This is a genomic window from Streptomyces sp. NPDC056222, from assembly GCF_042264065.1.
GTDB lineage: Bacteria > Actinomycetota > Actinomycetes > Streptomycetales > Streptomycetaceae > Streptomyces.
The window spans coordinates 1-25,454 of sequence record NZ_JBHJTL010000110.1 but is presented as its reverse complement, the minus strand read 5'-3'; the positions used below and the strand labels follow the sequence as shown (position 1 = coordinate 25,454).

The window sequence follows — 25,454 nt, the reverse complement described above, 5'->3', positions numbered from 1 at the left end:
TGGTAGAGCATCACCTTGCCAAGGTGAGGGTCGCGAGTTCGAATCTCGTCGTCCGCTCCATGAAAGAAGCCCCCGGTCCTCTCGGACCGGGGGCTTCTTCGTGTTCCGCGGCTGCTACTCCCAGCTGTTGCCGGTCAGCAGCTCGTACGCCTCGATGTACTTGGCGCGGGTCGCGTCCACGATCTCCTGCGGGAGAGCCGGCGGCGGCTGCTCGCTCCTGCGGTCCCAGCCGGACGCCGGCGAGGTCAGCCAGTCGCGCACGAACTGCTTGTCGTACGAGGGCTGCGCGCGGCCCGGCTCCCAGCTCGAGGCAGGCCAGAAACGGGAGGAGTCCGGCGTCAGGACCTCGTCGGCGATGATCAGACTGTCGCCGTCGAAACCGAACTCGAACTTGGTGTCGGCGAGGATGATCCCGCGCTCGCGGGCGATGTCCCGGGCGCGGCCGTAGACCGCGAGGGTCGTCTGGCGCAGCAGGGCGGCGGTCTCCGCACCGACCTGGCGGGCGACCTCCTCGTAGCTCACGTTCTCGTCGTGGTCGCCGACCGCGGCCTTGGTGGCGGGCGTGAAGATCGGCGCGGGCAGCTCGGAGCCGTCGCTGAGGCCCTCGGGGAGCGCGAGCCCGCAGACCGTGCGGGACTCGTTGTACTCGAGCAGGCCGGAGCCGGTCAGATAGCCGCGGGCCACGCACTCGACCGGCACCATCTTCAGCGACTTGCAGATGAGGGTGCGGCCGGCCCAGTCGGCGGGGGCGCCGGCCGGCAGGTCGGTGGAGATGACGTGGTTGGGGACCAGGTCGGCGAGGCGGTCGAACCACCACAGGGAGAGCTTGGTGAGCACCCGCCCCTTGTCGGGGATCTCGGTCGGCAGCACCCAGTCGTACGCGGACATGCGGTCGCTGGCCACCATCACGAGGTCGCCCGCCTCGTTCTGGTAGAGCTCGCGCACCTTGCCCGTGTGGAGGTGGGTCAGGCCCGGGACCTGAACAGGCTCGGGCTTTTCTACGAATCCGGACACGGTTCCTCCGCGTAGGTTGATCCAGGAACGATTCGATTCTCTCGCACTCACCGGGCCGTCCGTCGAGCGGCCCCTCGGACGGCCTGGTCGGTCGCTCCTGCCGATCGGTCCCACTTCCGGTCGGTCCGTCCTTCCGGTCAGTCCCTCTTGCAGATGCGGTCGAGGAGATTCGCGGTGGCGCGCTGGATCCGCTGGTCGACATGGCCGGGCCGGTCCAGGGCGGGCGACCAGGCGAAGGTGCCGGAGGCGAAGACCCAGGCTCCGGACGGGGCCCGGTAGAGGGAGGTCTCCTGGTGGCGCAGGGCGCCGTCGCTGTCCTGGTAGGGCGAGTGGGCGAGCAGGATCCTGCCCTCGTGCTGGGGCAGTGCGGTGCGCGGGAAGTAGCGGTCGGCCTCACCCGCGACAAGACCCGGGATCTCGTCCCCGTCCCCGGCCCCGGTCGCGTCCCAGAGCCAGTGCTCCGCGTTCCGTACGACCAGGGGGTGCGGCTCCGGGACCCGCCCCGCGTACTGGATCCCCAGCAGCTGCTGCTCCGGGCGGTCGATCTCGCGCCACAGGGCGGGGCGGCCCGGGCCTCGGCGCTTGCGGCAGGTGAGGAGCCGGTCGGGGACCCCGGACGGCGAGGGGCCGAGCTCCACCTGCCAGTACATGGTGTTGGCGGAGAGGAAGACGAGCGAGGTGCCCTGCTCGCGGGCGAGCTCGACGGTCCGGCGCATGGGGACGGACCAGTACTCGTCGTGGCCGGGGAAGACCAGGCCCCGGTAGCGGGTCGGGTCGACGCGGCCGGCGTGCAGATCGCGGGTCTCGGCGTAGGCGATGTCGTAGCCGTACCGCTCGGCCCATCGGATGAAGTCGTAGGCGTGGCCGACATGGAGGGGCAGTCCCGCGCCCGCGTAGGGGCGGTCGAAGGAGACCGTGCACGCCGCGTCCTTCTCGCCGAGGAGCCGGCCCTGCTCGTCCCACGCGTGGTAGAGACTCGCGCCGGTGCGACCGTCCTCCGGATAGAGGTTGTACGCCTGCCAGGTCACGTCCGGGAGGACGAGAAGGAGGTCGGCGGGGTGGTTGTCGCGCACGGTGAAGGGAATGTGGGAGCGGTACCCGTCGGCGGTGGTCAGCACGGCGACATACGCGCCGATCGACCACAGGGACGGGATCTGCAGCCGCCAGGACTGCCACCAGTGGTGGCAGGAGACGGTCCGGTCGGCGGTGAGCGGGGCCGGCTGGACGATGCCGGAGAGGCGCGGGCTGGTGGTGATCTTGGCGGCGCCGTCGCCCGCGTAATGACCGATCCGGTAGATGTCGACCGAGAACTGCTGCGGTGGGTCCACGGTGATGTGGAAATCGATCGCCTCGCCGGGGGCAACGGCCCCGTTGGACGCGAAGCCCTTGATCTGGCTGCGGACGTCGTCGGCGGTGCGGGGGCCGCCGCCGCCTCCGCGGGCCAGGGTCTCGTCGGCGTACCAGGGGACGACCTGCCCGGTGTCGTCGAAGTAGTTCTCCGAGCCGCGCAGCCAGGGCAGGGGCCCTTGTCCGAAGGGGTCCGAGACGGCGTGGGCGAGCGCGCCCGATTCCCACCGCCTGATCTGCTCCGCCCCCATGTCGCACCCCTCCCTCGACTCCCCCGCGCCGAATTCCGTCGTGTGCTGTCGTGTGCCGTCGTGTGTGCCCTCGCGCGCTGTCCGCGGTGCGGGCTGTCATGTGCTGCTGTCAGTGCCGGTCCCCAGCACATCACATAACGCACGCACTCCGTCACCGTTCGTCGCGAATTGACGTGAACGGAAGGCAAGCTTCCGGGGGTGCCGACGTCTTCTCAGACGAGGCGGACGGGCTTTTCGGGGCGGACGCCGGTCTCGGTGAGCCAGGTCCGCAGGGGCTCGGGGTCACCGTCCTCGACGAGGGCGAGGACGCGGGCGGCCAGATCGGTGTTCCGCTCGCCGCCGACGAGGAGCGCGGGGCCGTCGAGCCAGTCGAGACCCGGAGCGGCGCCCGCGGTGTCGACGGCGGCGCAGCAGACCATCGCCGTCACATGGTCGGCCAGGAGGTCGCGGCCGGTCCGGGGCGGCTGGAGCGGGAAGAGCGGCAGCGTGTCCGCGCCCGGTCCGGCGGCGTGCGGCGCGGGAGCGGGCGCGGCGGGCCTGGCCGCCTCCTCGCGGGCGACATGCGCGGTGAGCACGGCGGCGAGGGCGTCGGCGGCGGGGTTGCCGAGCGCGGGCTCGGCGAGGTCGTCCAGCCCGGTGGAATCGAGGTCGGGCTCGGTGGGGCCGGCGGGCCCGGTGGGGTCGGGGTCGGGCCCGGTGGGGCCGGGGTCGGGCCCGGTGGGGCCGGGGTCGGGCTCGGTGAGGTCGACCAGCTCTGTGGAGTCGGGCGCCGTGGGGGCGGGCGCCGTGGGGTCGGCCGGCGCCTCGTCGGTGGGGTCGGCCGGGCTGAGCGCGGTCGGTTCGGGAGGGGGCTCGTCCTGGGGGTTCGCCTCGTGCTCGGCGTGGGCCGAGAGGTAGGACATCACCCGGGTCAGGGTCGGGCCGTCGTCGCCCGCGGAACCGGTTCCCGCACGCGGAGCCGTACCGACGCTCGCACCCCTGCCCGCCCTCCTGCCGGTGTCGGCGGGGAGAACGCCGAGCTCGTCGAGGACCAGGTGGAGTCGGGCCGCGTCGGCGCGCCACTTACGGTCGACCACCTCTTCCGGGTACTGGTCCCAGTCCACCGGGGACCAGTCCGGGCCGGCCTTCGCGGGGCCGCCGTGGAAGAGGCGGGCCGCGAGCAGAGAGGCGGCCTCGTCGACGGCTCCGGGCTCTTCGAGCAGGTCGCAGGCAGGGCGCTCGCCCAACCGGGAGGTGAAGCCCTCGGCGAGGCGGTCGCGACGGGAGAGTTCGGTGAGGGCGGAGACCACGCCCACGTCCAGGCGTGAAGGCCAGCGGCCCATCCGCCAGGCGGGCAGCGCGACCCGGGTGAGCAGCCGGTCCCAGCCCGCGTAGGCGAGGCCGACCTGCTCCTGGGCGACGATCCGGACGCCGTAGTCCACAGCCTGTGCACGCTCGGAGCCGGCGATGGCGACACCCCGCTCCATCTCGGCGGCATGTCCGCGGCAGAGGCGCAGCAGGACCCGGGCGACCCGCCCGATCCCCTGGGCGCCGAGCCTGCTGACCGGGTCGAGCCCCTCGTGACGGGGAGCGGCGACCGCGGCGTCGAGGCCCTGCACGAAGCGGCGGGCCGCGGCTATGTCGGGGTGCGCGGCCGGAGCCGTACCGGCGACGACGGGGGCGAGGACCGCCCGCAGCTCGCCGACGCGCATCCACCACAGGAAGGGCGAGCCGATGACGAGGACAGGTGCGTCGGTGGAGCGCCGGAGTCCCGCCGTACGGCCGGAGCCGGAGCCGGGGCCATGTGCCGGGTGCGTGCGGTCCTCGAGCCAGCTGTCGCAGTCCGGCGTCAGGGCTATCGCGGAGGGAGCGGGGACGCCGAGCCGGTCGGCGAGGTCCCGGACCATCCGGTAGAGATCGGGGGCCGCGGTCTCGGCGAGCTCCACAGTCGGGGTGACGGCAGGACGGGACCGCGCGATGACCAGCGCGACGGCCGCGGCGGCGAGCAGGACGACCACGGCGAGCACGGTGGTCACCCAGCGGGCCGCGTCCCAGCCGGCGCCCGTGAAATGGCCGGTGACCCCTCCCGCGTAGAGGATCACGGCCACCGCGGCCGGGAGCACGGCGACGCCGAGCGCCCTGCCGCGGACCCGGAGCACGGCGAGGGCGCGGGCGCGCGCGGCGCGTGCACCCATCTCCTCGCCGACAACGGAACCTGTACCGGACACGCCGTACATCACCCCCTCCTGCCCTCGTCGGGACTGCCTGTGGCGGTGTTGCTCACTCCCCCACTGTGGCACCCGCCACTGACATCGCAATGCCGGTGGGCCAAGTGCCGGAACGCCTTCGCCGCACCCTAGTTGGGGCTTCGGCGGGCGTCATCCGGATGGCTCAGCCGTCACTCGATGGAATGGCTTTGGGCAAAGGTGATGACGGTTCGCGCTGGTTAGGGGTTCACTCCCCCGCGGCCTTGCGCGCGATGTCCGACCGGTGCTGCGAGCCGTCCAGACGGATCCGGCCGACCGCCGCGTACGCCCGCTCGCGGGCCTGCGCCAGGTCCGTGCCGGTCGCCGTGACCGACAGGACGCGGCCGCCGGCGCTGACGATCGCCTCGCCGTCGCGCTTCGTCCCGGCGTGCAGGACGTACGCGTGCGGGGCATCCTGCGCCGCGACCTCGTCGAGGCCCTCGATCGGGTCGCCCGTGCGCGGGGTCCCCGGGTAGTTGTGCGAGGCGACGACCACGGTCACGGCCGCGTCCTCGCGCCAGTTGAGCGGCGGCTCGTTGTCGAGGGTGCCGTTGGCGGCGTTCAGCAGGACGCTCGCCAGCGGGGTCCGCAGCCGGGCCAGGACGACCTGGGTCTCCGGGTCGCCGAAGCGGGCGTTGAACTCGATGACCCGTACGCCGCGGCTGGTCATCGCCAGACCCGCGTACAGCAGGCCCTGGAACGGGGTACCGCGGCGGCGCAGCTCGTCGACCGTCGGCTGCAGGACGGTGTCCATGACCTCGTCGACCGGCTTGGGGTCGGCCCAGGGCAGCGGGGAGTAGGCGCCCATGCCACCGGTGTTCGGGCCCTCGTCGCCGTCCAGCGCCCGCTTGAAGTCCTGCGCGGGGGTGAGGGGGAGGACGGTGACGCCGTCGGTGATCGCGAAGAGGGAGACCTCGGGGCCGTCCAGGAACTCCTCGATGACGACCCGGCCGCAGGCGAGCGCGTGGGCGCGGGCCTCGGCGAGGTCTGACGTGACCACGACGCCCTTGCCGGCCGCGAGGCCGTCGTCCTTGACGACGTACGGAGCGCCGAAGGCGTCGAGCGCCTCGTCGATCTCCTCGGCGGTGGTGCAGACGTAGCTGCGGGCGGTCGGGACGTTGGCCCCGGCCATGACGTCCTTGGCGAACGCCTTGGAGCCCTCCAGCTGCGCCGCCTGCTCGGACGGGCCGAAGCAGGGGATGCCGGCCGCGCGGACGGCGTCGGCGACACCCGCGACGAGCGGGGCCTCCGGACCGACGACGACCAGGTCCGCCTGGAGGTCGGCGGCCAGCCGTGCGACGGCGTCGCCGTCCAGCTGGTCGACGGGGTGCAGCTCGGCGACCTCCGCGATTCCGGCGTTGCCGGGCGCGCAGTGCAGAGCGGTGACGTCGGGATCGAGGGAGAGAGAGCGGCACAGGGCGTGTTCGCGGGCGCCGCCGCCGATGACGAGGACCTTCACGCCAGCCAGGGTAGCCCGCGTGGCCGGATGTCCCTTGTGCGGGCCACCGAGCGAGACGCCCCTACTCGTTCGTGTATTCCTCCACAACCGTCGCTCCGAGCTCGCGCACGATCAGCTCGTGGCCGGAGAGGGCGGAGTCGACGAGGTCGGGGTCGTCCTCCTCGGGCACGTCGTCCTCGGGCGCGACGGGCGGCGGCGCGTGGTGGACGGGCGGCGCGGCCTGGGGCTGGTTCTGGCGTACGGGAGTGGGCGCGGACGCCTGCTGGACCGGCGGGACGGGGGGCGCCTGCGGGGGCTGGTGACTCTGCGCGTTCTGCTGCGTCTGCTGGGGCTGCTGTGGCGAAGACCACTGCTGCTGCGGGGCCTGGGCGGGGCGTCCGCCACCGAAGTTGGCCGCGGCGGGAGGCGGGTTGGCGCCGCCCGAGGGATCGATGATCGCCTCGATCTTCCACTGCACGTTGAACTGCTCGGCCAGCACCTGCCGCAGCACGTCCTCGCTGCCGCTGCTCGCGAAGTTGTCGCGGGCGCCGGCGTTGAGGAAGCCGAGCTGGAGGGTGGTGCCGTCGAACCCGGCGACCTGGGCGTTCTGGCTCAGCAGGATCCAGGTGAAGCGGCGCCGGTTCTTCACGGCGTCGAGGATCGGCTGCCACATGTTCCGCACCTGGGCGGCGCCCTGGGCCATGTCACCGGAGGGGACGGGCCCGGGTGCCGGGGCGGCGGCCTGCGGCACGGGGGCGGGGGCCTGGGGCACGGGTGCGGAGGCGCCCGGCCAGGCGCCGGGGGCCGGGGCGGCGGGGGCGCCGGGGGTCGCGGCACCGGGCCAGGCCCCGGGGCGGGGAGCTTCGGCGGCGGGAGCGGGCTGCTGTACCGGTGCGGGCTGCGTGGGAGCGGGCTGCTGTACGGGGGCGGGCGCGGGGGCCTGGGAAGCCGGGGCCTGCGGGGCCGGGGCGGGCTGCGCCACGGGCGCATGGGCCTCGGGGCCGGGGACGTACCCCATGGCGGGCGCGGGCGCACCGGTGGTGAAGACGGGCGCCGGGCCGGCCGCGGCGCCGCGCTCGAGGCGGTCGATCCGGGCCTGGAGCGACCGCTCGTCGTCGAAGGCGGCGGGCAGCAGCACGCGCGCGCAGATCAGCTCGAGCTGGAGCCGCGGCGAGGTGGCCCCGCGCATCTCGGTCAGCCCGGTGTTGACGAGGTCGGCCGCCCGGCTGAGCTCGGCGGCGCCGAACACGGACGCCTGCGCCTGCATGCGCTCCACGACGTCCACGGGGGCGTCGATGAGCCCCTTCTCGGCGGCGTCCGGCACGGCGGCGAGGATCACCAGGTCGCGCAGCCGCTCCAGGAGGTCGGCGACGAAGCGCCGGGGGTCGTTGCCGCCCTCGATGACGCGGTCCACGACCTCGAAGGCCGCCGCACCGTCACCGGCGGCGAAGGCGTCCACGACCGAGTCGAGAAGGGACCCGTCCGTGTACCCCAGAAGAGAGGTCGCCATGGCGTATGTCACACCGTCGTCGGCGGCTCCGGCGAGCAGCTGGTCCATGACGGACATCGAGTCACGCACCGATCCGGCACCGGCGCGCACGACGAGCGGCAGCACGCCGTCCGCGACGGGGATGCCCTCGCGGCCGCAGACCTCGCCCAGGTACTCCCGCAGGGTGCCAGGGGGCACGAGCCGGAACGGATAGTGGTGCGTCCGGGACCGGATCGTCCCGATGACCTTCTCCGGCTCCGTGGTGGCGAAGATGAACTTGAGATGCTCCGGCGGCTCCTCGACCACCTTCAGCAGGGCGTTGAAGCCCGCCGAGGTGACCATGTGCGCCTCGTCGATGATGTAGATCTTGTAGCGGCTCGAAGCGGGCCCGAAGAACGCCTTTTCCCGCAGGTCACGGGCGTCGTCCACACCACCGTGGGAGGCGGCGTCGATCTCGATGACGTCGATCGACCCCGGCCCGTTCCGCGCCAGGTCGCGGCAGGACTGGCACTCCCCGCAGGGGGTGGGAGTGGGACCCTGCTCACAGTTCAGACAGCGCGCCAGGATGCGCGCACTGGTCGTCTTTCCGCATCCGCGGGGCCCGCTGAACAGGTACGCGTGATTGACCCGGTTGTTCCGCAGGGCCTGCTGCAACGGGTCGGTGACATGCTCCTGCCCGATGACCTCGGCGAAGGACTCGGGGCGATAGCGGCGGTACAGCGCGAGAGACGACACGTATACGAGGTTATAGGCGCCCACTGACAACCCGGGAACGCAAGCGCCCCTCACGCACCCGCCAGAGCCGACCTACCCTTGCTGCCTTCCGGCCCTGGGGGAGTTCAGTCAGATAGCGCCACGTGAGGGGCTCCGCCAAGGGTACCTGATCCCAGAGGCCCCGCGGTCCCCCGATTCCGATCACGGAAACCTCTTCTGGATCACGTTCGCGAGCACCCCTCAGCGTCTTGTATTGTTTGCGGCGGAGGATTCGCCTAGTGGCCTAGGGCGCACGCTTGGAAAGCGTGTTGGGGGCAACCCCTCACGAGTTCGAATCTCGTATCCTCCGCCAGTGCCTCACCGGGCACGAAGTCGAAGGGCCCCACCGCTTGCGGTGGGGCCCTTCGACGTTCTCCCGTGGCGTCAGCTCACGGTGCGAGCCGGTAGGCGTTCGTGATCGTCTCGCGCAGGGTGTTGCCGCCCTTGTCCTTCAGGTCCACCCGGAAGGACACCGCCTTGGCGGTCGCCGGGTGCTTCACGCTCACCGAACGCGCGCCCTTCGCGTCGGTCCTCACGGTGAGCGGCCTCCAGGTCCGGCCGCCGTCGTAGGAGACGTTCACGGTCAGCGTGGCGACCTGCCCGGACGCGGCGGCCGCGCCGCTCGGCTTCAGCGGCACCGTGAGCGTGCTGCCCGCCGGAGCCGTCCCGCGCAGGCTCAGCTTCGGCGCCAGCCGCACCGTCGACAATGGCAGCCTGACCGTTCCGTCCGACGCCGGCCGGGCCGAGGTGAACGTCCACACCCCCGCCACCTTCGTACTGGTGGAGGTGTCCTCGGCGGAGCGGCTCGCCTCGACCGTCAGGCGGTACCCGGCCGAGGCGGCGGGAACCTCGGCGGTCAGCCAGTCCGTGGCCGAACCCTCGCCGAGGATCCGCCCGCCGGATTCCAGCCGGGCGAAGCCGCCGGTGACGATCGAGGACCCCGGGTTGCCGCTGCCGTCGTTGAACAGCGGGATCCTGGCGCTGATGTGGTCTCCGGTCCGCTCGGCGCCCTGCCCCTCCGGGCTCCCCGCCGCGAGGTCGGGGCCGACCACACCGGTGTTGAACCTCAGCGTGTGGCTGGAGCCCGGCTTGTAGGCCACCCAGTCCTTCGCGTAGAGCATGCGCACCTCGTCGCCGGCGTTGAGCTGCGCCGCCGACCAGGACCAGCGCACACCGGCCGTGCTGAGGTAGTGCGTGGTGGCCTGCGGCAGCTGCAGCTCCAGCGGGTCCGGTGAGCCGAAGGTCATCCCGAGTTCGTCCAGCGGCGTGATCGTCACCTGGCCCTTGGCCCCGGTGACGGACGCGCCGAAGCCGAGCTTCACCTCGGCTACATCGGCCCGGGTGACGGTGCGGTTCAGGCCGGTGAAGAAGCTCCCCTTACGGTTGAAGGCGAGCCGGTAGTCGACGTTCTTGCCGACCGCGCCGGGCGTCTTCCACACCCCGTTGAACTGGGCCCGCATCGTGGCGGACGCCGGACCGAGGGCGGCGGTGCGCATCGGCGGTACGCCGTTGGTGGACCAGGAGTTGCCCACGCCCAGCACCTCGTCGTAATAGCCGACGGTGGAGGTGACGAGCTTCGCGGCCGGATCCGGGGCCTTCACGACGAACGGCTTCGCCTTGCGGGCGTCGAGGGTGACCGCGACGTTCCGGGTCACCTCCAGAACCGGCTGGACGAAGAAGCCCACCTCGTTGTCCTCGGCGAAGACCAGGCTCTCCAACTGGTAGGACCCCTTGGGCAGCCGCTGGACCACCGTGCCGTTCGCGCTGTACGGGAGCTCCACGTGCGAGCCGTCCCCGGCGACAGGGTTGATCAAGGTCGCGTAGGTGGCCGGGTTCGCCCCGTCGGCGTCGATGTGCCGCACCGTGACGTCGTACGACTCCACCTCCCGCTCGACCACGAGGCCGGTACGCACCTGCTGGCCGTCACCCGACGCCAGCACGGTGCCGCCGAAGACACCGTCGGTGGTGCCCTTGCGCGTGTCGGCGGTGACGGTGGTCTTCGCGGTGCCGCCGGCCGGAACGGTGAGCTGGGCGTCCTTGACGGTGAACATGCCGGCCGGGGCGGGGTTACCCGACGGGTCGGTCCCGGAGGCACTCAGCCGCAGGGTGACGGCCCGGGTGCCGTGGTTGCGGTAGGTGAGGGTCTTGGAGGCCGGCTTGTCGTCGGCGTGCGGCCACGCGTGTGTGCCGAAGCCGAGGGAGCCGGGCTCGGAGACGACCACGGCCGTCGCGGCGCGCTCCAGGTCCACCCGGCCCGCGCCCTGCTGATGGGCGTTCAGCAGCGGGTTCGGCTTGGCCGAACCGGTCAGGAGCGCCTTGAGCCGGACTCCGCTCCAGTCCGGGTGCTGCTGGAGCACCAGGGCGGCGGCGCCCGCGACGTGCGGGGAGGCCATCGACGTACCGGAGTTCGGAACGTAGTCCTCACTCGGAGGCAGCTCGCCCTGCGTGGTCAGGGCGGCGGTGATGTCCACGCCGGGGCCGGTGATGTCCGGCTTGGGCGTGCCGTCGAGGTTCGGGCCGCGGCTGGAGAAGTCGGCGATCCCGTCCTGCTTGTCCACGGCACCGACCGTGAGCGCCGCGGGGGCGCTGCCGGGCGACCAGATCGTGCCGGGCCCGTCGCCCGAGTTGCCCGCGGCCACCACGAACAGGGCCTTGTCGGAGAGCCGGGCGATGGCCGCCTCCATCGGGTCGACACCCGGGCTGTCGAGGGCGCCCAGACTCATGTTGACGACCTGCGCGCCCTGGTCGACGGCCCACTGCATGCCGGCCACGATGTTCGAGATGTCGCCGAAGCCGTCATCACCCAGGACCTTGCCGTCCAGCACCTTCGCGTCGGGCGCGACGCCCTTGTTGCGGCCCCCGGACTTCGCACCGCTCCCGGCGAGGATGGAGGCCACGTGCGTTCCGTGCCCGAAGCGGTCCTCGACGTAGGGGGACTCGCTGAAGTTCTTCTGCGCGATCTCGACGCCCGCGAGGTCCGGATGGGTCTGGTCCACGCCCGAGTCCAGGACCGCCACCTTGACGCCCTTGCCGGTGTGGCCCGACTTCCACATGGCGGGCGCACCGATCTGCGGCACGCTCTCGGCCAGGCCGGCCCGGACCTTCGCGTCCAGCCAGACATGGGCGACGGGCCGCGCGGGGGCGGCCTCAGCGCCTGCCGTACGGGCCGAGGAACGGCCTGTGACGGCCGCCCACAGCTCCGGCGCACCCACCTTGGGCGCCTCGAAGGCCTCCCCGTCGACCGCGGGCAGCGCTCGTCGCTCCCGGACGGCCACGTCCGCGAACGGGTCGCCGGCGCTGGTGAAGGCCCTTGCTTCGGCGCCGCTCTGTGCTTCGGCGCCGCTCTGTGCTTCGGCGCCGTCCTGCCGGTAGCCGACGATCAGCGGCAGTGTGGTGCGGCGCGCGTCGTCGTACCCGTCCCTGACCAGCTGCGTGACGTCGAACAGCCGCCGGTCGAGCACGCCGTCGGCGACCAGGCGCAGGGCGTCCTGCGATACGACGTACGTGTGGCCGGCTGCCCGCCGCACCGAGAAACCGATCCCCTCGCGGCCCTTGCCGCGCTCGAGCCGAACGACCCGGCCGTCGGAGCCGACGACCACGCGGTCGCCGGTGATCAGCGTGACGGTCGCCGGCGGTTTCGCCTTCGCCGGGGCCTTCGCCTCGTCATGCGCGGCGGGGCCGGCGGCTTGCGCCGGCCGGCCCCCTGCCGATACCGCCCCCGTGACCAGCGCACCGGCCACTACGGCGGCCAGAGCCGCCGTTCTCGCGCGTGCTGTGGATCCCACTGGCGTTCCCCCGCCTTCGTGTGCATGCCAAAGCGTTCTCCGCTATCACGCCCGTGGGGCGGGTTCGGTTCTCGGCGGGGGTCGGTCGACGGGTTCCCAACCGTCCCCGGTCATCGGGGAGTTCACCCGCGCTGTCCCGTGACCGGTGCGGCACCGCGTCCACCGGTCATCCGAACTGATACGGCTCCCAGGCGCTCGCCCCCAAGGGGAACTGGAACGTCGGCCTGTTCGCCGTGGCGCTCGTGGCGAACGGCTTGCCCCGGTCGTCCACCCGGAGCACGCCGCTGCGGTCGCCGCTGCTCCACTCCAGTTCCAGGTACCACCGCACGCTCCGGCCCCGCGTGTGCGCGGTGATCGTCAGCACCTGCGGGTCGCTCGCGGACACCGTGTACGGGAAGTCCGACGCCGGGACGTACTTGTCGCCCTTCCACCCCGCCACGGGGACGGGCCGGGGCCGGGCCGCGTCCAGGTTGATGTCCAGGCTCTGCATACGGGCGTCCCCTCCGCAGCCGACGCCCATCGCGTACACGTTGCCCCGCAGTGGCTCGGACGTGTCGACCGTCCGTACGTGCAGGGCCTTGAGGACGACCGTGTCGTCGCCGAGCCCCTGAAGCGACACGTCGATCACCATCTCGCCCCCGGGCACCCCGTCCAGAGCGGTGACCCAGCCGCGCGCGCCCTGCTCGGAGGGCGGCGGCGGCACGACCTGCGGCGCCTGGTCCACCACATAGAACCGGCTGCACGGGTCCTTCCACACATACGGGTTGACGCTCGCCGCCAGCGGCACCTCGGGGGTCTCGTCCCCCGCCCCGTCCGTCCTCCCGCCGGCACCGCCGCCGGGGGCGTCCGTCCCCGTGCTGGTCGACGGTCCGCCGGAGGTCGGTGTGCCCGGCGTCGTACGGCTGGGCTTCGCGTCGCCCGCGGCCGGGCCGCCGGGGGTGCGGGCCGCGGATGTCGAGGCCGCGGGACCCCCGGCGGGCTGCTCGCCCGCGCGCGACGTGCCGGAAGTGTTGGTCCAGACGGCCGCGGTACCGATGGCCGCGACGACGACCATCGCCGCGGCGGCGGCCACGGGCCACAGCAGCCGGCGTCGGCGGGACTTCGGGGCGGTGGAGGGCTCTTGGGGCTCCGGCGCCGCCTCTTCGCGTACCGACTCCGGGTCGGGGGTGGGGGTGGGGGCGGGGGCGGGGGCGGGGGCGGGGGCGGGCTCCGAATGCGGCTTCTGTGTCTGCGTCGGCGCAGGCGCTTGCTCCGATCCCTGCGGCTCCTGCTCCTGCTCCTGCCGCGGATCGGTCTCCGCCGGCTCGGCCGGCTCCGTCGGATCCGTCGGCCGCTCGGAGCCCGAAGGGGACTTCGGTGCCGCGGGCTCCGTTGGCGCGGTCCTGGCCCGGCGGCGGGTTTCGTCCGCCACGATCCACAGGCGGTGCAGCCGCAGCAGCTCCTCGCGCTGCGCCCCGCAGAGCCGGGCGATCTTCTCCACAGGCGCGAAGTCCGTCGGCACGGCATCGCTGTTGCAGTAGCGGTGGACCGTCGACGGACTCATGTGCAGGCGTTTGGCGAGGGTGCCGTAGCTGAGCCCCGACCGTTCCTTCAACTCCCGCAGGAAGCCCGCCAGATCCTCACTCCGCATCCCCACCCCGAGCAGTCCTTCCGTTCGCCATGCCTTCGCCGTGCCGTTCGCCATTGCCGTTCGGCGTTCCAGGCAGGCGTTCCAGGGGGAACGCGTTTCCCCAGGTCAACCGCACTCTGCGCATTCGCGCCTACGACATTGTCCCCGGCTGCTGGTGCGAATGCGAAGGCGGCGCGCAAGGTCGTTGCAGCGCCGCCACTCGGGCCGGGCGCTTCCACCGACCAGCGGGCCATTCCGCTGATCGACCGTCACCACCACTGCCACAACGGGGGAACCACCTCATGCGTACCTTCACCATCCGCCGCGCGGTCCTCGCCGCCACCGTCATGACCGCCGCTCTCGTCACCACCGCCTGCAGTGGCACGGAGACCGGCAAGGCACCGTCCGCCGAAGGGTCGGGCAAGGGCCCGTCCGCCACGTCGACGGTGGCTCCGTCGGCCTCGTCCGGCCAGTCGGGCACGGATGCCGCCGACTCCGGCGGCAAGCAGACCGCCGAAGGTACGACCGGCGGGACGAGCGCGAGCACCGACGGCGGGACGAGCCCAGACGGCAAGCAGGCCACCGGTGGCGTCAAGAAGCCGGGCGGCGGTCAGGCCAAGGTCGTCACCTGCACCGGCGACAACACCAGGGTCGTCGTCAACCGGCCCGCCCGCCCCATCAACCACCTGCTGCTCACCGCCACCAACAAGGGCCCCGCGTCCTGCGACCTGTACCGGGCACCGCTGCTCCGCTTCGACGACGAGCAGTCCGCCACCGCCATCGACGGCAGCACCCAGCAGCAGAGCGTGATCCGGCTCGCCCCGGGCCAGTCCGCGTACGCCTCCGTCATCCTGATCGGCGAGCGCACCGGCGAGGAGGCCAACGGCCGCACCACGTCCCGGCTGGGCGTGTACTTCGACTCCCGCGACGCGTCCGGATCCGTTGGCCGACCGGCGATCCTGACGCTTCCCGCCGACACCTACAAGACCGACGACGCCAAGGTCACGCACTGGCTGAGCGACCTCGACGAGGCGCTCAGCCACTGACGCCACCGCGACGCGCGCACCACGCGCCGTACGTACGACGAAGGGCGCGACCGGCACCGGTCGCGCCCTTCGTCATGGACTCACCCACGGGCGGTGCGCCGGTGGATGTCTGAGTGTCGGTGGGTGTCGGTGGGGTCGGCGGATGCCGGCGGATGCCGGTGCTCAGTGCGGGAGGCGCAGGGCCAGGCCGTCCAGGACGACCTCCAGGCCGTACGTGAACTTCGCGTCGCGGATCTCGACCGGGTCGAGGTTCAAGGTCGCCTCGTAGGCCGCGGTCAGGTGGTCGTGTCCGACCGCGGCCTCCTTGGCGCCGGGGGTGAAGCGGGCGATGAACTCGACCTCCGTCTCACCGGAGCGGGCAACCGTCGTGAGCCAGGCCGCCTCCGTCGTACTCATCCCGATGACGTACGTCAGGAGGGTCTCGATCGCCCGGGCCGGCTCGGGAAAGCCGACGTTCGTGAAGAGGGTGGCCAGCCGCTCCGAGTACGCCATGAGGTTGGGGCCCAGGTAGGCCAGACCGGCCTGGCCGAGGACCGACGCCAGCCAGGGGTGACGCAGCGCCGTCGCGCGGAACGAGCCCGCGGCATCGGTCGCCGCGGCTCGCCAGTCCGGACTGTCGGCGGGAGGTACGGCGATCTCGCCGAAGACCTCGTCCACCGCGAGCTCCATCAGCTCGTCCTTGGTCGCGACGTGCCGGTAGAGGGACGTGGCGCCGGCGTTCAGGCGGGCGCCGAGCTTGCGCATGCTCAGCGCCTCGATGCCGTCGGCGTCCAGCATCACGATCGCTTCGCGGACGATCGCGGCGCGGCTGAGCGCGGGCTGATCGGGCGCGGCCTGCTGCCGGGCCCATACGGACGGGATCGGGTTCGACTTGGCGGCCATGATCCTCCTTCGGTGCGTACAGATGCACACAGGTACGTACTGGCGCATATAGGTCAGCGCATTACAGGTCGTACGGGCGCATATATGGATGCGTACAGCGTTCGCACCCAGCGTACAGGAGTCAGAGTCTGCGCACAGCGTGCGCGGCTGCGTACGGATTGAAGGGTTGCGCACGGCGTACGCGTCTGCGTACAGTGTTCGCACCGAAGGAACACCGTGCGCTTCACCGAGAGGAACTCCCATGGAAACCGTCCGCAATCCACGCCGCTGGTGGATCCTCGTCGTGCTGTGCCTCAGCACGCTGGTGCTGGTCGTCGACAGCATGGCGCTGACGGTCGCGGTGCCCTCGATGACCGAGGACATCGGCGCGAGCGCCCAGGACATCCAGTGGATCCTCGACTCCTACATCCTGGTCTTCGCCGGACTCCTGCTCACCTCCGGAAGCCTCGGCGACCGGTTCGGGCGGCGGAAGGTCATGATCATCGGCCTGCTGCTCTTCGGCCTGGCGTCGCTGGCGGCGACCTTCTCGAACGACCCCGGTGAGGTGATCGCCGTACGCATCGCGATGGGTGTCGGCGGAGCGCTGATCATGCCCTCGACGCTGTCGATCCTCATCACCGTCTTCGAGGAGGACGAGCGCAGCAAGGCGATGGCGGCCTGGGGCTCGGTGTCCATGCTCGGCCTCGTCGGCAGCCCGATCCTCGGCGGTGTGCTCATCGACCACTTCTCCTGGCAGTCGATCTTCCTCATCAACGTTCCGGTCGTCGTGCTCGCCGTGATCGCGGCCCTCACCCTCATGCCGGAGTCGAAGGGCCCGTGGCAGAAGCCGGACCCGCTCGGTGCGGTGCTGTCCGCGATCGGCATGACCGCCCTGATCTGGTGGATCATCGAGATCCCGCAGCACGGCGCCTTCGAGGGCCGCGGGCTGATCACCCTGGTGGTCGCGGTCGCCGCTCTCGCCGGCTTCGTGATCTGGGAGAACGTCACCCCGTCGCCGATGGTCCCGCTGGTCCTCTTCAAGAACCGCAACTTCAGCGGTGGTTCGCTCTCGCTCACGCTCGTCCAGGTCGGCAACGGCGGCCTGCTGCTCGTCCTCACCCAGTACCTGCAGTTCGTCCTCGGCTACTCGCCGGTGAAGGCGGGCCTCGCGTTCATGCCGCTGGCCGTCGCCGCCCTGATCGGCAACGCCGCCGGCGCCGGGCTCGCCGCGAAGCTCGGCTACCGCGTCCTGGTCCTGGCCGGAATGCTCACCATGGCCGCCTCGTTCGGCCTGCTGACCACGGTCGACGCCTCCTCCGGCTTCACCGTCCCGGCCGTCGCCCTCGGCCTGCTCGGCCTCGGCGCCGGCCTGGCGATGCCGGCCGCGGTCGGCGCCCTGATGGGCACGATCCCGGCGGAGAAGGCGGGCGTCGGCTCGGCCCTGAACGACACGATCCAGCAGGCCGGCACCGCGCTCGGCATCGCGATCCTCGGCTCGCTCCTCTCGAGCCGCTTCGCCACGGAGATGCCGGCGGACGCGTCGGAGCAGGCGAAGGGTTCGATCGGCGGCGCCCTGGCGGCGGCGCAGGGCGACGCCGGCCTGATGAACGCGGCCCGGGAGGCCTTCACGACCTCGATGTCGACCACCTTCACGATCAGCGCGATCGGCGTCCTGGCAGCGGCGGTCCTGGCGGCGGTGGTCATGCGCAACACGAAGCCGGGCGCGGACAAGGCGGCGGAGGCGGAGGGCGCGAAGGCCGCGGAGGACGCGGAGCTCGTCAACGCGGAGGACGCGGAGCTCGTCAACGCGGAGGACGCGGAGCTCGTCAACGCGGAGGACGCGGAGCTCGTCAACGCGGAGGACGCGGAGCTCGTCGACGCGAAGGGCGTCGACGCGGAGAACACCACCGACAACCGGGAGCTCGTCGGCTAACCCACCCACCACCCCAGCAAGCGCACGGAAGGCCCCGCCCGGGAAACCGGCCGGGGCCTTCGGCGTTCCCGGGACCGACCGATGGTCCGACTCGTGTGGTGATGTCACCGGTTCGGGGGGTCCGAGGCGGCAGAGACGTTACGGCGGGTGATGCTCTCCGTAATCACTGGAACACTTTGCGCAACGCCCGAGTGGGTGCTCTCTCAATCTGGAGGAAGCGTGCGGAAGTTGGCGACGGTGGCGGTGGCGGCGGGGTTGTTCTTGGGTGGGGCGGGGGTTGCCGTGGCGGATTCCTGGCACGCCCAGGAATCCCTGACGACGACCGGCGCGCGGTTCGCGGACTGGTCCTACACCTGGGAACCCAAGGGGCGGAACCACGGCGGTTTCCACTTCAAGGGCGACCTCATCGACAGGAAGCCCGAGGACGGACACAACGTGTACGTGCAGGCCAAGGTCGAGGGCTACGGCTGGAACCGCTTTAACGGAGTCCAGAAGAAGACCGTTCCCCTGGACGAGGTCGTCTATGACGGCGCAGCTCAGTACACGAGCACTGCGGACATTCGTGTCTGTCGCGACCGAGGGTCCCTGCGGCCTGACAACTGCTCGCCCTTGAAGTCGTACAAGCGCTAGTAGTCGACAGCCACTGCATCCGGGAGTCGCAGCACTATGAACGCCATTCTCCACGCCAAGGGCGTGGATCTCTTCTACGGGACACACCAGGCAGTCAGCGGTGTGGACTTCTCGCTGAAGCGCGGGGAGGTGACGGCAGTCATGGGAAGCAGCGGCTCCGGGAAGTCCTCATTGCTGTACTGCCTGGCCGGGGTACTCGCGCCTACGCGCGGCACCGTGACTTTCGACGGAGTCACGTTGGCCTCACTCAGCGACGAAGGGTTGAGCACCCTGCGTCGGGAGCGGTTCGGATTCGTCTTCCAGTACGGGGAGTTGTTGCCCGAGCTGACGGTCGAGGAGAACGCCGCGCTCCCGCTGCGGCTCGCCGGCCAGCGCAAGGCGCCCGCGCATGCGGCCGCCGGGGAGGTCCTCGGGCGGCTCGGGATGACCGAGCTTCTGCAACGCAGGACCTCCCAGCTCTCCGGAGGGCAGAGCCAGCGGGTCGCCGTAGCCCGGGCACTCGTGCACCGCCCGGACGTCGTGTTCGCCGACGAGCCGACCGGCGCGCTCGACAGCGTCAACGCCTCAGCCGTGTTGGAGGAGTTCCTGAGGCTCGCACGGGACCAGGGCACTGCCGTGGTCATCGTCACGCACGACGCGGCGGTGGCCGAGCACGCCGACAGCCGGTACACGATGACCGACGGGATCCTGAAGTGAACCCCTTCCTGCTCGGAATGCGACTGTTGTGGCGGGGCGGACGCAGAGGCCGAGCCCGATTTCTGCTGATGACGTTCGGCTGCGCGCTCGGGGTCGCCTGCCTCGCCGCCGTCCTCACCATCCCGGCGATCCTCGCCGCGCACGACAACCGGGCTGCCGCCCGTAGTCCGGAGACGGAACACCCGTCGGTCTCGTCCGATACCTTCGCCATGGCCCCGCTTTTGGACTCCTACGGATCCCAACCTCTCCGCCGGGTCTTCGTCGCCCGCCCGTCTTCCGGTCCTTCTCCGGTCCCCCCGGGCGTGGCTCGCCTTCCTGGGCCCGGCGAGGTACTTCTCTCGCCCCGGCTGCGGGACGAGCTGGCGGCCCACCCCGCTCTGGCAGGGCTGTTGCCCGGCCGGGTCGCCGGGACGATCGGGCCGGCGGGCCTGACTGGACCGGACGAGCTCTTCGCATACATCGGTAGCACGCGCGCCCAGCTGCCTGACGCACGGGAGGTGGACTACTTCGGAGGCAGGTGGCCCCCGTACACGGTGGTGGATTCGTCCACCCTCGACATTCTTCGGTTCACGCTCGCCTGTGTCGTCCTTCTGCCCCTGGCCGTGTTCCTCTCGGTGTGCGCCCGGCTCTCCGCCGAGTCCCGCGCCCGCAGGCTCGCGGCGCTGCGGCTCGTAGGAATGAGCGCCAAGGACACCCTGCGGGTCAATGCCGGCGAGACCGTGTCGGCCGCCTTTCTCGGGGCGCTGGTCGGCATCGGCGGCTACCTCGTCGCCAACGAGATCATGGCGAGGATTGGCCTGCCCGGACTCCACTGGTACCCCGCCGACGGCCGCCCCGAGGCCACCACGCTCGCCATGTGCCTGATCCTCTGCCCGGCACTCGCTTGGTTCGTCGGCCGCCAAAGCGCCCGCGCGGCCGCGCTGACCCCGCTGAACGTCCGCCGCACGGCCGAACCCAAACCGCCCCGGATGTACGGGACGCTGCTCCTGCTCCCCGGGATCGGCATCATCGGCGGCTACTGCACGCTCAGCGTCCTGGGGAAGGATCCCTCTGGCGGCTCCGCCAACACTCTTCTCGTTCCCGCCGCTGTGCTGTTGACCGGAGCCGGGCTGGTCTTCGGCCTGCCGCCGATCACCGCTTGGCTCGCCCGCCGACTCGCCCGCACCACACGGTCACTCTCGCTGGCGCTTGCGATGCGCCGCGCTGAAGTGGAGCCGGGTGCCTCCCTGCGCGTGGTCACCGGACTCGTCCTCCTCGTCTTCGCCACCTCTCTGACCCAGGGGGTGCTGGTCGAGCTCGACCAAGTCAGCCGACGTACAGCGCCGGTACAGGAGTACAACGTGGCACGCGAGACGCTCACAGCGGAGCAGACCAAGGGGATGACCCAAGCCGAAGGCGTGCGAGCATACGCGGCCACTGTTTCCTCCTGGACACCTACGGACGGCACCAGCCGACCTTCGCTCCACGCTGTAGTCGCCACGTGTGCCCAACTGAGTGACTTCGTCGAATGGTCGAGTGGCTGCGTCGACGGAAAGGTTCTCCGACTGCGCGATGCGACGCTCTTGGCGAATACGCATGCACAACCCGGCCGCAGCTTCCCGTTCCACCTCAAGAGCAGGCAGCTCAGCGTCACCGTCCCAAGCGATCAGGTCAGCCTCAGCGTGTTCGATCCGTCTGCCTTCGGGGCGGATGTACTGATCCCACCCGCCCTGATTCCCGCCGATGAGCTCCCGGCTCACTCCACGCTGGTTCTCCTCAGCGACGCCGATCCCGATTCCATCCGCACCACACTCGACGCCATCGGCACCATCGCCCCCCTCGCACAAGTCCAACCCGTCGGCATCGTCATCGAATCCCTCGCCCAACTCACCGTCATCCGCAGCCTCCTCGCCGCCGGTATGGTCCTGGGCCTCGTCATCAGCGTCGCCGCCTTCGTCGTGTCCGTCGCCGATCGGGCCATGGAGCGGCGTGGGCAGGTCGCCGCGCTCGCGTTGCTCGGGGCCAAGGCGGCGACCTTGCGGGTCGTGCAGTGTGCGCAGGTGGTGTTGCCGCTCGCCGTCGGGCTCGGGGCCGCCGTGGTTACCGGGTGGCTCGCCGAGTCGAGTTATCTGATCACCGGGGGTGGGGCCGTGCACTGGGACTGGAGTGGGCTTCCGCTGCTGCTCGTCTGCTGTCTACTCCCGCTCCCCGCTCACGTGGGAGTCGGAGATGAGCGAGGACTACGGGCTGACCGCGGACGCGGACGGCAACACGGCCGCGGCCAAGAACTCGAAGCCCGACGGTGTGTACGTCCTCCACTGGCTGGACGACTTCGGTCTCCAGCCGGGTGCCGAGAACGGGTTCCGGTACCAGCCGATCACCCCGTCCACGGCCGTCCAGCTCTCCGGGGTCATCGGCGGATCGGGTGCGCACACCCTGACGATCACCAAGAACTACATGAGCCCGGTGGGGGACGACCCCCGTCAGCTCACCGGTGGCCGGTAGCACCAGGCCCACGGCCAGGGCGCGCGCGTCCTGGCCCCCTCACCCCGTCTGACCTGGACGAAAGGAAAAAGGATCATGAATCTTCTGATGCCGGACCTCGGCAAGCTCGTGTACCTGGCCATCGGCACGTTCTTCGGCGGCAAGCTGCTCGCCAAGGTCAAGGGCTGATCCGTCGTGGCGCAGAGCGGCGGGCAGATCTCCAGTCTCCACCTGGCCATCGCGGCCGGCGGTGGGGTGCTGCTGTATGCCGCCCTGCGGGACGTCTCGCCCCTCCAGGCCCTCAAGGACGTGACCTCCGGTGCTCCGCCGGCGGTGTCCACCGAGGGCAAGGTGATCACGGGCTCGGGTGGTGAGGCGGACCCGAACTACGTGCCCGGCGGGTACGGCACGACGGACTGGAAGGGCGTCTACAAGAAGTCCAAGATGCCCAAGGCCCTCCAGAAGCCGTCCACGCTCGTGACCGCGGCCAGCGTCTCCCACGGCAACGAGAAGTACTCGCAGGACGAGCGCTGGAAGAAGGGCTACTCCGACTGCGCGTCGTTCGTCGGCAAGAGCCTGCTGGACATCGGGATCGAGCCGCCCGGTGGGTCGACCACCGGCGCCTATCTGGCCTCGGGCCAGTGGGTGAAGGTGGGCAGCCCGCGCATGGGGGACATCGCGGTCAACGCCCGTCACATGGTGCTCTGCACCGACGGTTCCAACGGGATCGGCATGCAGAACAAGCGCCGCAACGTGCAGAGAGACACGCTGGACAACCTCATGGCCAACACCGGGAAGTACGAGATCCGCCGCTACCGGGGGTGGGCGTGATGGCGGCCTCCACCGGGCCCGTGCTCGCGATCGGCGCGATCACGGTCGCCAACCGAACGATCTTCAACGACGAGGCCATGGACTGGAAGGTGCCCATCGGCACCGCCATCGCGGCCGTCCTGTTCGCGGGTGCGGAGCGGGTGGTGGGCAGGGGTGCGGTGCACGTCGCGTACTTGGCCCTGATCACGGTGGTCCTGGCCCGCGTCGACCCCAAGGTCCCAAGCCCCTCGGAGTCTGCACTCCGATGGTTCAACGAAAGGAATTGATCATGACCACCGTCGAGCGGGTGGCCATGGGGATCATCGGCGTGGCCATGGCCACGACGCTGATCCTCCCGGGCCGCCAGACCTCGAAGGTGATCGACTCCGTCAACTACCTGTTCCGCGGGTCCCTGGCTACGGCCATGGCCTCGCCCAAGAGGTGACGGCATGTCGACCAACCTTCGCAACGCAGTGATCTTCGGTGCCGGACTCGCGGTCGGCATGGCCATCGGTAACGCCATGCTGTCGTGGGGCAAGCGTACTCTGAGCTGAGGGAGGGGCCCATGGCCCGCTACTCCGGGAACCTCCTGCGCCTCAACGCGCCGGGCGAACCCAAGATCGCGCCGGGCGAACCGGACCCGGCGCACACCAACCCGTCCGGCCCTGAGGGAGTGCCCGACTTCCGCGCCGACGAGATCAGCGTCTCTCCGGAGATGGGAGCGGAGTACGCCGGCCTCACCCTGGAGGACGGCATCCCGCGCGCCATCGTGGTGGGTCAGCCCTCTCTCGGCTGGAACGCACCCTCCTTGTCCTCGACCCCGGTGGGGTCGGGCGGCACCCCGGCGGGCAGTGCGCCGGCCTGGTCCCAGGGGAATCCGCACAACGCGGACGTCGACACCTCCTGGGCCCGGGCGGCGCGCGGCTCGATCGCGGGCAGTCCGCACGTGGGCGGGGTGGCGGGTGTGCACTCCAGCGGGGACGACACCCTGCCGTACCGGCAGGCGAACCCCGTCGGTGTGGAGGGATCGTCCTTCCTGGAGCGGCTGGTGGGCTTCCCCCGCCAGATCTGGGGGGAGCCGTCGGGCGCCGGGGTGGACAAGTTCATCGCGGGCACCAACAGCTACGCGGCGAACAACCCGGACGGGGACCAGTACGCGGAAGGCCGCGGCGGTGCTCGGGTCCACTACGGGTTCGAGAGCCCGTACTTCGTGAACCAGCCGATGTTCATCGACAAGCCGGCGCAGTTCTATGACCGGCAGACCGCACCGGTCACGGCCCGGGATCCGCTGGTGGGCGGCCGGTACTACAACACCCCGGTCATGGGCCAGCTCGCCGCGAACACGTGGCTGTCGGAGCTGGGCGAGTCGGTCACGCCGACCGGCTACGGGGTGCCCGTGGACGGGGCCATCTGATGCCCGAGGGGGAGTTCATGGGCGGCACGGTGGACGTGCCGGGCGCCGGGAAGATCAAGAAGAAGTACATCTACATCCCGGCGGGCATCGCGGCGGCCTACGTCGCCTACCGCTGGTACGTGGCCTCGCAGGAGGCGCCCGTGGACCCGGGCGCGGACGGCATGTACACCAGCGACGACCTGTCCGAGTACGGGCTGTCCACCTCGGGCGGGGCGACCGAGGTCACCGGGAACAACGGCAGCACGGTGACGGACGGCACCAACCCGAACGCGATCGACGACAACGCCGAGTGGTCGCAGCGCGCGACCGAGCTGCTCACGAACATGGGCTACGACCCTCAGACCGTGGGCAACGCGCTCGGGGAGTTCCTGGCCCGCCGCGCGCTGGACAAGACCGAGGCGGGGATCGCGCGGGCCGCTCTGGCGCAGGTGGGACAGCCCCCGATCGGCGGGCCGTACTCCGTCCAGGAGGAGGCCGCGGTGGGCTCGGGCACCCTGCCGGGCCCGACCAACGTGCGGGCGTGGGGTACGCACTCGGACACGCAGATCGGTGTGCAGTGGGACAAGGTCACCGGGGCCGACTACTACCGGATCTACCAGACCGGGAACACGGAGCCGGTCGGCACGTCGCAGGACACGTTCTGGCAGGGCCGCAACCTGGTCCCCAACCGGTCCTACACCTACTACGTCCGCGCGGTGAACTCGGTCGGCAAGATCGGCAGCAACAGTTCGAACTTCACCGTCAAGACCAAGGCGACCGCGCTCGCCAAGCCGGGCGGCCTGAAGTCGTCCGCGGTCACCCGCAGCAGCTTCCGCGTGAGCTGCACCGCGGTGCGCGGCGCGCAGTTCTACCGCTGGTACGTCAACGGCAAGCCCGAGGGCGCGAGCGACAGCCCGTACCGGGACTTCACCGGGCGTCGCGCGAACACGTCGTACCGGGTGCAGGTCGCGGCCGACACGTCCGGCCAGAACCCCGGCCCCATGTCCGGGGCACTCACCGTCAAGACCAAGAAGTAGGAGGAGGGCGACATGTCGATGAAGCCTGATGCAGAGATTTCGATCGCTCTCGCCACGGGAGTGATGGCCTACGGCGCGTACCAGATGGCGCTGCCGCCGGTGGCCGACATCCGGTCGCTGGAGCCGAACAACAAGGACGTGCAGTCCTCGGAGCGGGTGGCCGCGTGGACCGCGGCCGGTCTCGTCTCCCTGGTCGCGCTGCTCACCAAGAGCCCGGCCGTGTTCACCCTCGGGGGGTCGGTGGTGGTGGCCGCGTCCTGGACCACGCGCCATGCGGACAAGGTGGACTCCCTCTCGGGCAAGGCCGCCTCCCTGATCCCGGCGCCGGCCAAGGGCCCGGAGGGTGTGGTGGGCGACCAGGTCGCCAGCGTGCAGCAGCTCCCGACGACGCCGGTCTACGGCGTAGCGGTCTGAGGCGGACGCGGTGGCGGACAAGTACGGCATCCCCCCGGGCGGGGATGCCTACCCCGGCAAGGTCAAGTACTTCCAGGACAACAAGGCTGAGCTGGAAGACGTCGGCATTGCCGTGGCGGTGGCCGAGGGAGGGTGGCCCGAGGACAAGATCGCCGAGGCTGTCTCGGTGGTCATCGCGGAGTCGGGCCGCCACCCGTTCATCTACAACACCTACAAACAGGGCCATTTCGGTCTGTTCCAGATCAGCCGGAGTGCGTGGC

The 25,454-nt window shown here is 71.2% G+C and carries 21 protein-coding genes, 1 tRNA gene and 1 other RNA gene; 13 read left to right on the top strand and 10 right to left on the bottom strand.

Annotation, left to right across the window (positions count from 1 at the left end; genetic code table 11):
• Nucleotides 1-114 precede the first annotated feature (114 nt).
• The 6 genes from ACFC0D_RS33385 to ffs all read right to left on the bottom strand — a co-directional run bounded on the left by ACFC0D_RS33385 (nucleotide 115) and on the right by ffs (nucleotide 8,634).
• Nucleotides 115-1,014, bottom strand: coding sequence for a phosphoribosylaminoimidazolesuccinocarboxamide synthase (locus tag ACFC0D_RS33385; protein WP_376444266.1), 900 nt, complete (start codon nucleotides 1,012-1,014; stop codon nucleotides 115-117).
• A gap of 137 nt (nucleotides 1,015-1,151) precedes the next feature.
• Nucleotides 1,152-2,612 carry a N,N-dimethylformamidase beta subunit family domain-containing protein gene (locus ACFC0D_RS33380; protein ID WP_376444263.1) on the bottom strand — a complete coding sequence of 487 codons (1,461 nt, stop codon included), beginning with the start codon at nucleotides 2,610-2,612 and terminating at the stop codon, nucleotides 1,152-1,154.
• A gap of 212 nt (nucleotides 2,613-2,824) precedes the next feature.
• Entirely contained in the window at nucleotides 2,825-4,828 is a 2,004-nt protein-coding gene (locus ACFC0D_RS33375) for a hypothetical protein (RefSeq protein ID WP_376444260.1), read from the bottom strand.
• A 217-nt stretch (nucleotides 4,829-5,045) separates the two neighbouring features.
• Nucleotides 5,046-6,296 carry a phosphoribosylamine--glycine ligase gene (gene purD, locus ACFC0D_RS33370; protein WP_376444257.1) on the bottom strand — a complete coding sequence of 417 codons (1,251 nt, stop codon included), beginning with the start codon at nucleotides 6,294-6,296 and terminating at the stop codon, nucleotides 5,046-5,048.
• A 61-nt stretch (nucleotides 6,297-6,357) separates the two neighbouring features.
• Nucleotides 6,358-8,499: a DNA polymerase III subunit gamma and tau gene (locus tag ACFC0D_RS33365; protein WP_376444254.1), complete on the bottom strand. Its 2,142-nt coding sequence runs from the start codon at nucleotides 8,497-8,499 to the stop codon at nucleotides 6,358-6,360.
• 36 nt (nucleotides 8,500-8,535) lie between these two features.
• An RNA gene (gene ffs, locus ACFC0D_RS33360) (signal recognition particle sRNA small type) lies at nucleotides 8,536-8,634 on the bottom strand.
• A gap of 108 nt (nucleotides 8,635-8,742) precedes the next feature.
• Between ffs and ACFC0D_RS33355 the strand changes: the two genes are divergently transcribed.
• Nucleotides 8,743-8,830, top strand: a tRNA-Ser gene (locus tag ACFC0D_RS33355).
• A 76-nt stretch (nucleotides 8,831-8,906) separates the two neighbouring features.
• Here the strand turns inward: ACFC0D_RS33355 and ACFC0D_RS33350 are convergent.
• Complete coding sequence (locus ACFC0D_RS33350) at nucleotides 8,907-12,302, bottom strand: S8 family serine peptidase (protein ID WP_376444251.1); 3,396 nt, start codon at nucleotides 12,300-12,302, stop codon at nucleotides 8,907-8,909.
• 166 nt (nucleotides 12,303-12,468) lie between these two features.
• Entirely contained in the window at nucleotides 12,469-13,932 is a 1,464-nt protein-coding gene (locus tag ACFC0D_RS33345; RefSeq protein ID WP_376444269.1) for a helix-turn-helix domain-containing protein, read from the bottom strand.
• Between the two features lie 281 nt (nucleotides 13,933-14,213).
• Here ACFC0D_RS33345 and ACFC0D_RS33340 point away from each other — a divergent pair, with 281 nt between their 5' ends.
• A complete protein-coding gene (locus tag ACFC0D_RS33340; RefSeq protein WP_376444248.1) occupies nucleotides 14,214-14,957 on the top strand; it encodes a DUF4232 domain-containing protein in 744 nt (247 codons plus the stop codon).
• Nucleotides 14,958-15,119: 162 nt separating this feature from the next.
• Here ACFC0D_RS33340 and ACFC0D_RS33335 read toward each other — a convergent pair whose 3' ends face one another.
• Nucleotides 15,120-15,839, bottom strand: coding sequence for a TetR/AcrR family transcriptional regulator (locus ACFC0D_RS33335; protein ID WP_376444245.1), 720 nt, complete (start codon nucleotides 15,837-15,839; stop codon nucleotides 15,120-15,122).
• A 241-nt stretch (nucleotides 15,840-16,080) separates the two neighbouring features.
• Here ACFC0D_RS33335 and ACFC0D_RS33330 point away from each other — a divergent pair, with 241 nt between their 5' ends.
• From ACFC0D_RS33330 to ACFC0D_RS33320, 3 genes are all read left to right on the top strand, one after another.
• Nucleotides 16,081-17,751 (top strand): MFS transporter, encoded by a 1,671-nt coding sequence (locus ACFC0D_RS33330; RefSeq protein WP_376444242.1) that lies wholly within the window; start codon nucleotides 16,081-16,083, stop codon nucleotides 17,749-17,751.
• Nucleotides 17,752-18,033: 282 nt separating this feature from the next.
• Nucleotides 18,034-18,381 carry a hypothetical protein gene (locus ACFC0D_RS33325; RefSeq protein ID WP_376444239.1) on the top strand — a complete coding sequence of 116 codons (348 nt, stop codon included), beginning with the start codon at nucleotides 18,034-18,036 and terminating at the stop codon, nucleotides 18,379-18,381.
• A gap of 36 nt (nucleotides 18,382-18,417) precedes the next feature.
• Nucleotides 18,418-19,077 (top strand): ABC transporter ATP-binding protein, encoded by a 660-nt coding sequence (locus ACFC0D_RS33320; protein WP_376444237.1) that lies wholly within the window; start codon nucleotides 18,418-18,420, stop codon nucleotides 19,075-19,077.
• A gap of 1,172 nt (nucleotides 19,078-20,249) precedes the next feature.
• Here ACFC0D_RS33320 and ACFC0D_RS33315 read toward each other — a convergent pair.
• Nucleotides 20,250-21,212, bottom strand: coding sequence for a hypothetical protein (locus ACFC0D_RS33315; RefSeq protein WP_376444234.1), 963 nt, complete (start codon nucleotides 21,210-21,212; stop codon nucleotides 20,250-20,252).
• 73 nt (nucleotides 21,213-21,285) lie between these two features.
• Here ACFC0D_RS33315 and ACFC0D_RS33310 point away from each other — a divergent pair, with 73 nt between their 5' ends.
• The 8 genes from ACFC0D_RS33310 to ACFC0D_RS33275 all read left to right on the top strand — a co-directional run.
• Nucleotides 21,286-21,561: a hypothetical protein gene (locus ACFC0D_RS33310; RefSeq protein ID WP_376444231.1), complete on the top strand. Its 276-nt coding sequence runs from the start codon at nucleotides 21,286-21,288 to the stop codon at nucleotides 21,559-21,561.
• Between the two features lie 174 nt (nucleotides 21,562-21,735).
• Entirely contained in the window at nucleotides 21,736-22,371 is a 636-nt protein-coding gene (locus ACFC0D_RS33305) for a hypothetical protein (protein WP_375821548.1), read from the top strand.
• Entirely contained in the window at nucleotides 22,371-22,637 is a 267-nt protein-coding gene (locus ACFC0D_RS33300) for a hypothetical protein (protein ID WP_375821549.1), read from the top strand. Before ACFC0D_RS33305 ends, ACFC0D_RS33300 begins: the two co-directional genes overlap by 1 nt.
• A 2-nt stretch (nucleotides 22,638-22,639) precedes the next feature.
• Nucleotides 22,640-22,795 (top strand): hypothetical protein, encoded by a 156-nt coding sequence (locus ACFC0D_RS33295; RefSeq protein ID WP_375821550.1) that lies wholly within the window; start codon nucleotides 22,640-22,642, stop codon nucleotides 22,793-22,795.
• 120 nt (nucleotides 22,796-22,915) lie between these two features.
• A complete protein-coding gene (locus tag ACFC0D_RS33290; RefSeq protein WP_375821551.1) occupies nucleotides 22,916-23,764 on the top strand; it encodes a hypothetical protein in 849 nt (282 codons plus the stop codon).
• The gene (locus ACFC0D_RS33285) at nucleotides 23,764-24,780 is read left to right on the top strand and encodes a fibronectin type III domain-containing protein (RefSeq protein ID WP_375821552.1); all 1,017 of its coding nucleotides are present in this window, start codon (nucleotides 23,764-23,766) and stop codon (nucleotides 24,778-24,780) included. The genes ACFC0D_RS33290 and ACFC0D_RS33285 overlap by 1 nt, the downstream gene beginning before the upstream one ends.
• Nucleotides 24,781-24,792: 12 nt before the next feature.
• On the top strand, nucleotides 24,793-25,194 hold the full coding sequence (locus ACFC0D_RS33280; protein ID WP_375821553.1) for a hypothetical protein: 402 nt from the start codon (nucleotides 24,793-24,795) through the stop codon (nucleotides 25,192-25,194).
• A 10-nt stretch (nucleotides 25,195-25,204) separates the two neighbouring features.
• On the top strand, nucleotides 25,205-25,454 hold a 250-nt coding region (locus tag ACFC0D_RS33275), incomplete at its 3' end, for a hypothetical protein (protein WP_376444228.1).

Excerpts from the sequence above, each read along its gene's own strand:
- ACFC0D_RS33345 (WP_376444269.1), bottom strand. The coding sequence starts at position 13,932 with ATGCGGAGTGAGGATCTGGCGGGCTTCCTGCGGGAGTTGAAGGAACGG.
- ACFC0D_RS33280 (WP_375821553.1), top strand. The coding sequence starts at position 24,793 with ATGTCGATGAAGCCTGATGCAGAGATTTCGATCGCTCTCGCCACGGGA.
- ACFC0D_RS33375 (WP_376444260.1), bottom strand. The coding sequence starts at position 4,828 with ATGTACGGCGTGTCCGGTACAGGTTCCGTTGTCGGCGAGGAGATGGGT.
- ACFC0D_RS33310 (WP_376444231.1), top strand. The coding sequence starts at position 21,286 with ATGAGCGAGGACTACGGGCTGACCGCGGACGCGGACGGCAACACGGCC.
- ACFC0D_RS33295 (WP_375821550.1), top strand. The coding sequence starts at position 22,640 with ATGACCACCGTCGAGCGGGTGGCCATGGGGATCATCGGCGTGGCCATG.
- ACFC0D_RS33290 (WP_375821551.1), top strand. The coding sequence starts at position 22,916 with ATGGCCCGCTACTCCGGGAACCTCCTGCGCCTCAACGCGCCGGGCGAA.
- ACFC0D_RS33335 (WP_376444245.1), bottom strand. The coding sequence starts at position 15,839 with ATGGCCGCCAAGTCGAACCCGATCCCGTCCGTATGGGCCCGGCAGCAG.
- ACFC0D_RS33300 (WP_375821549.1), top strand. The coding sequence starts at position 22,371 with ATGGCGGCCTCCACCGGGCCCGTGCTCGCGATCGGCGCGATCACGGTC.
- ACFC0D_RS33320 (WP_376444237.1), top strand. The coding sequence starts at position 18,418 with ATGAACGCCATTCTCCACGCCAAGGGCGTGGATCTCTTCTACGGGACA.
- ACFC0D_RS33380 (WP_376444263.1), bottom strand. The coding sequence starts at position 2,612 with ATGGGGGCGGAGCAGATCAGGCGGTGGGAATCGGGCGCGCTCGCCCAC.
- ACFC0D_RS33330 (WP_376444242.1), top strand. The coding sequence starts at position 16,081 with ATGGAAACCGTCCGCAATCCACGCCGCTGGTGGATCCTCGTCGTGCTG.
- ACFC0D_RS33285 (WP_375821552.1), top strand. The coding sequence starts at position 23,764 with ATGCCCGAGGGGGAGTTCATGGGCGGCACGGTGGACGTGCCGGGCGCC.
- ACFC0D_RS33340 (WP_376444248.1), top strand. The coding sequence starts at position 14,214 with ATGCGTACCTTCACCATCCGCCGCGCGGTCCTCGCCGCCACCGTCATG.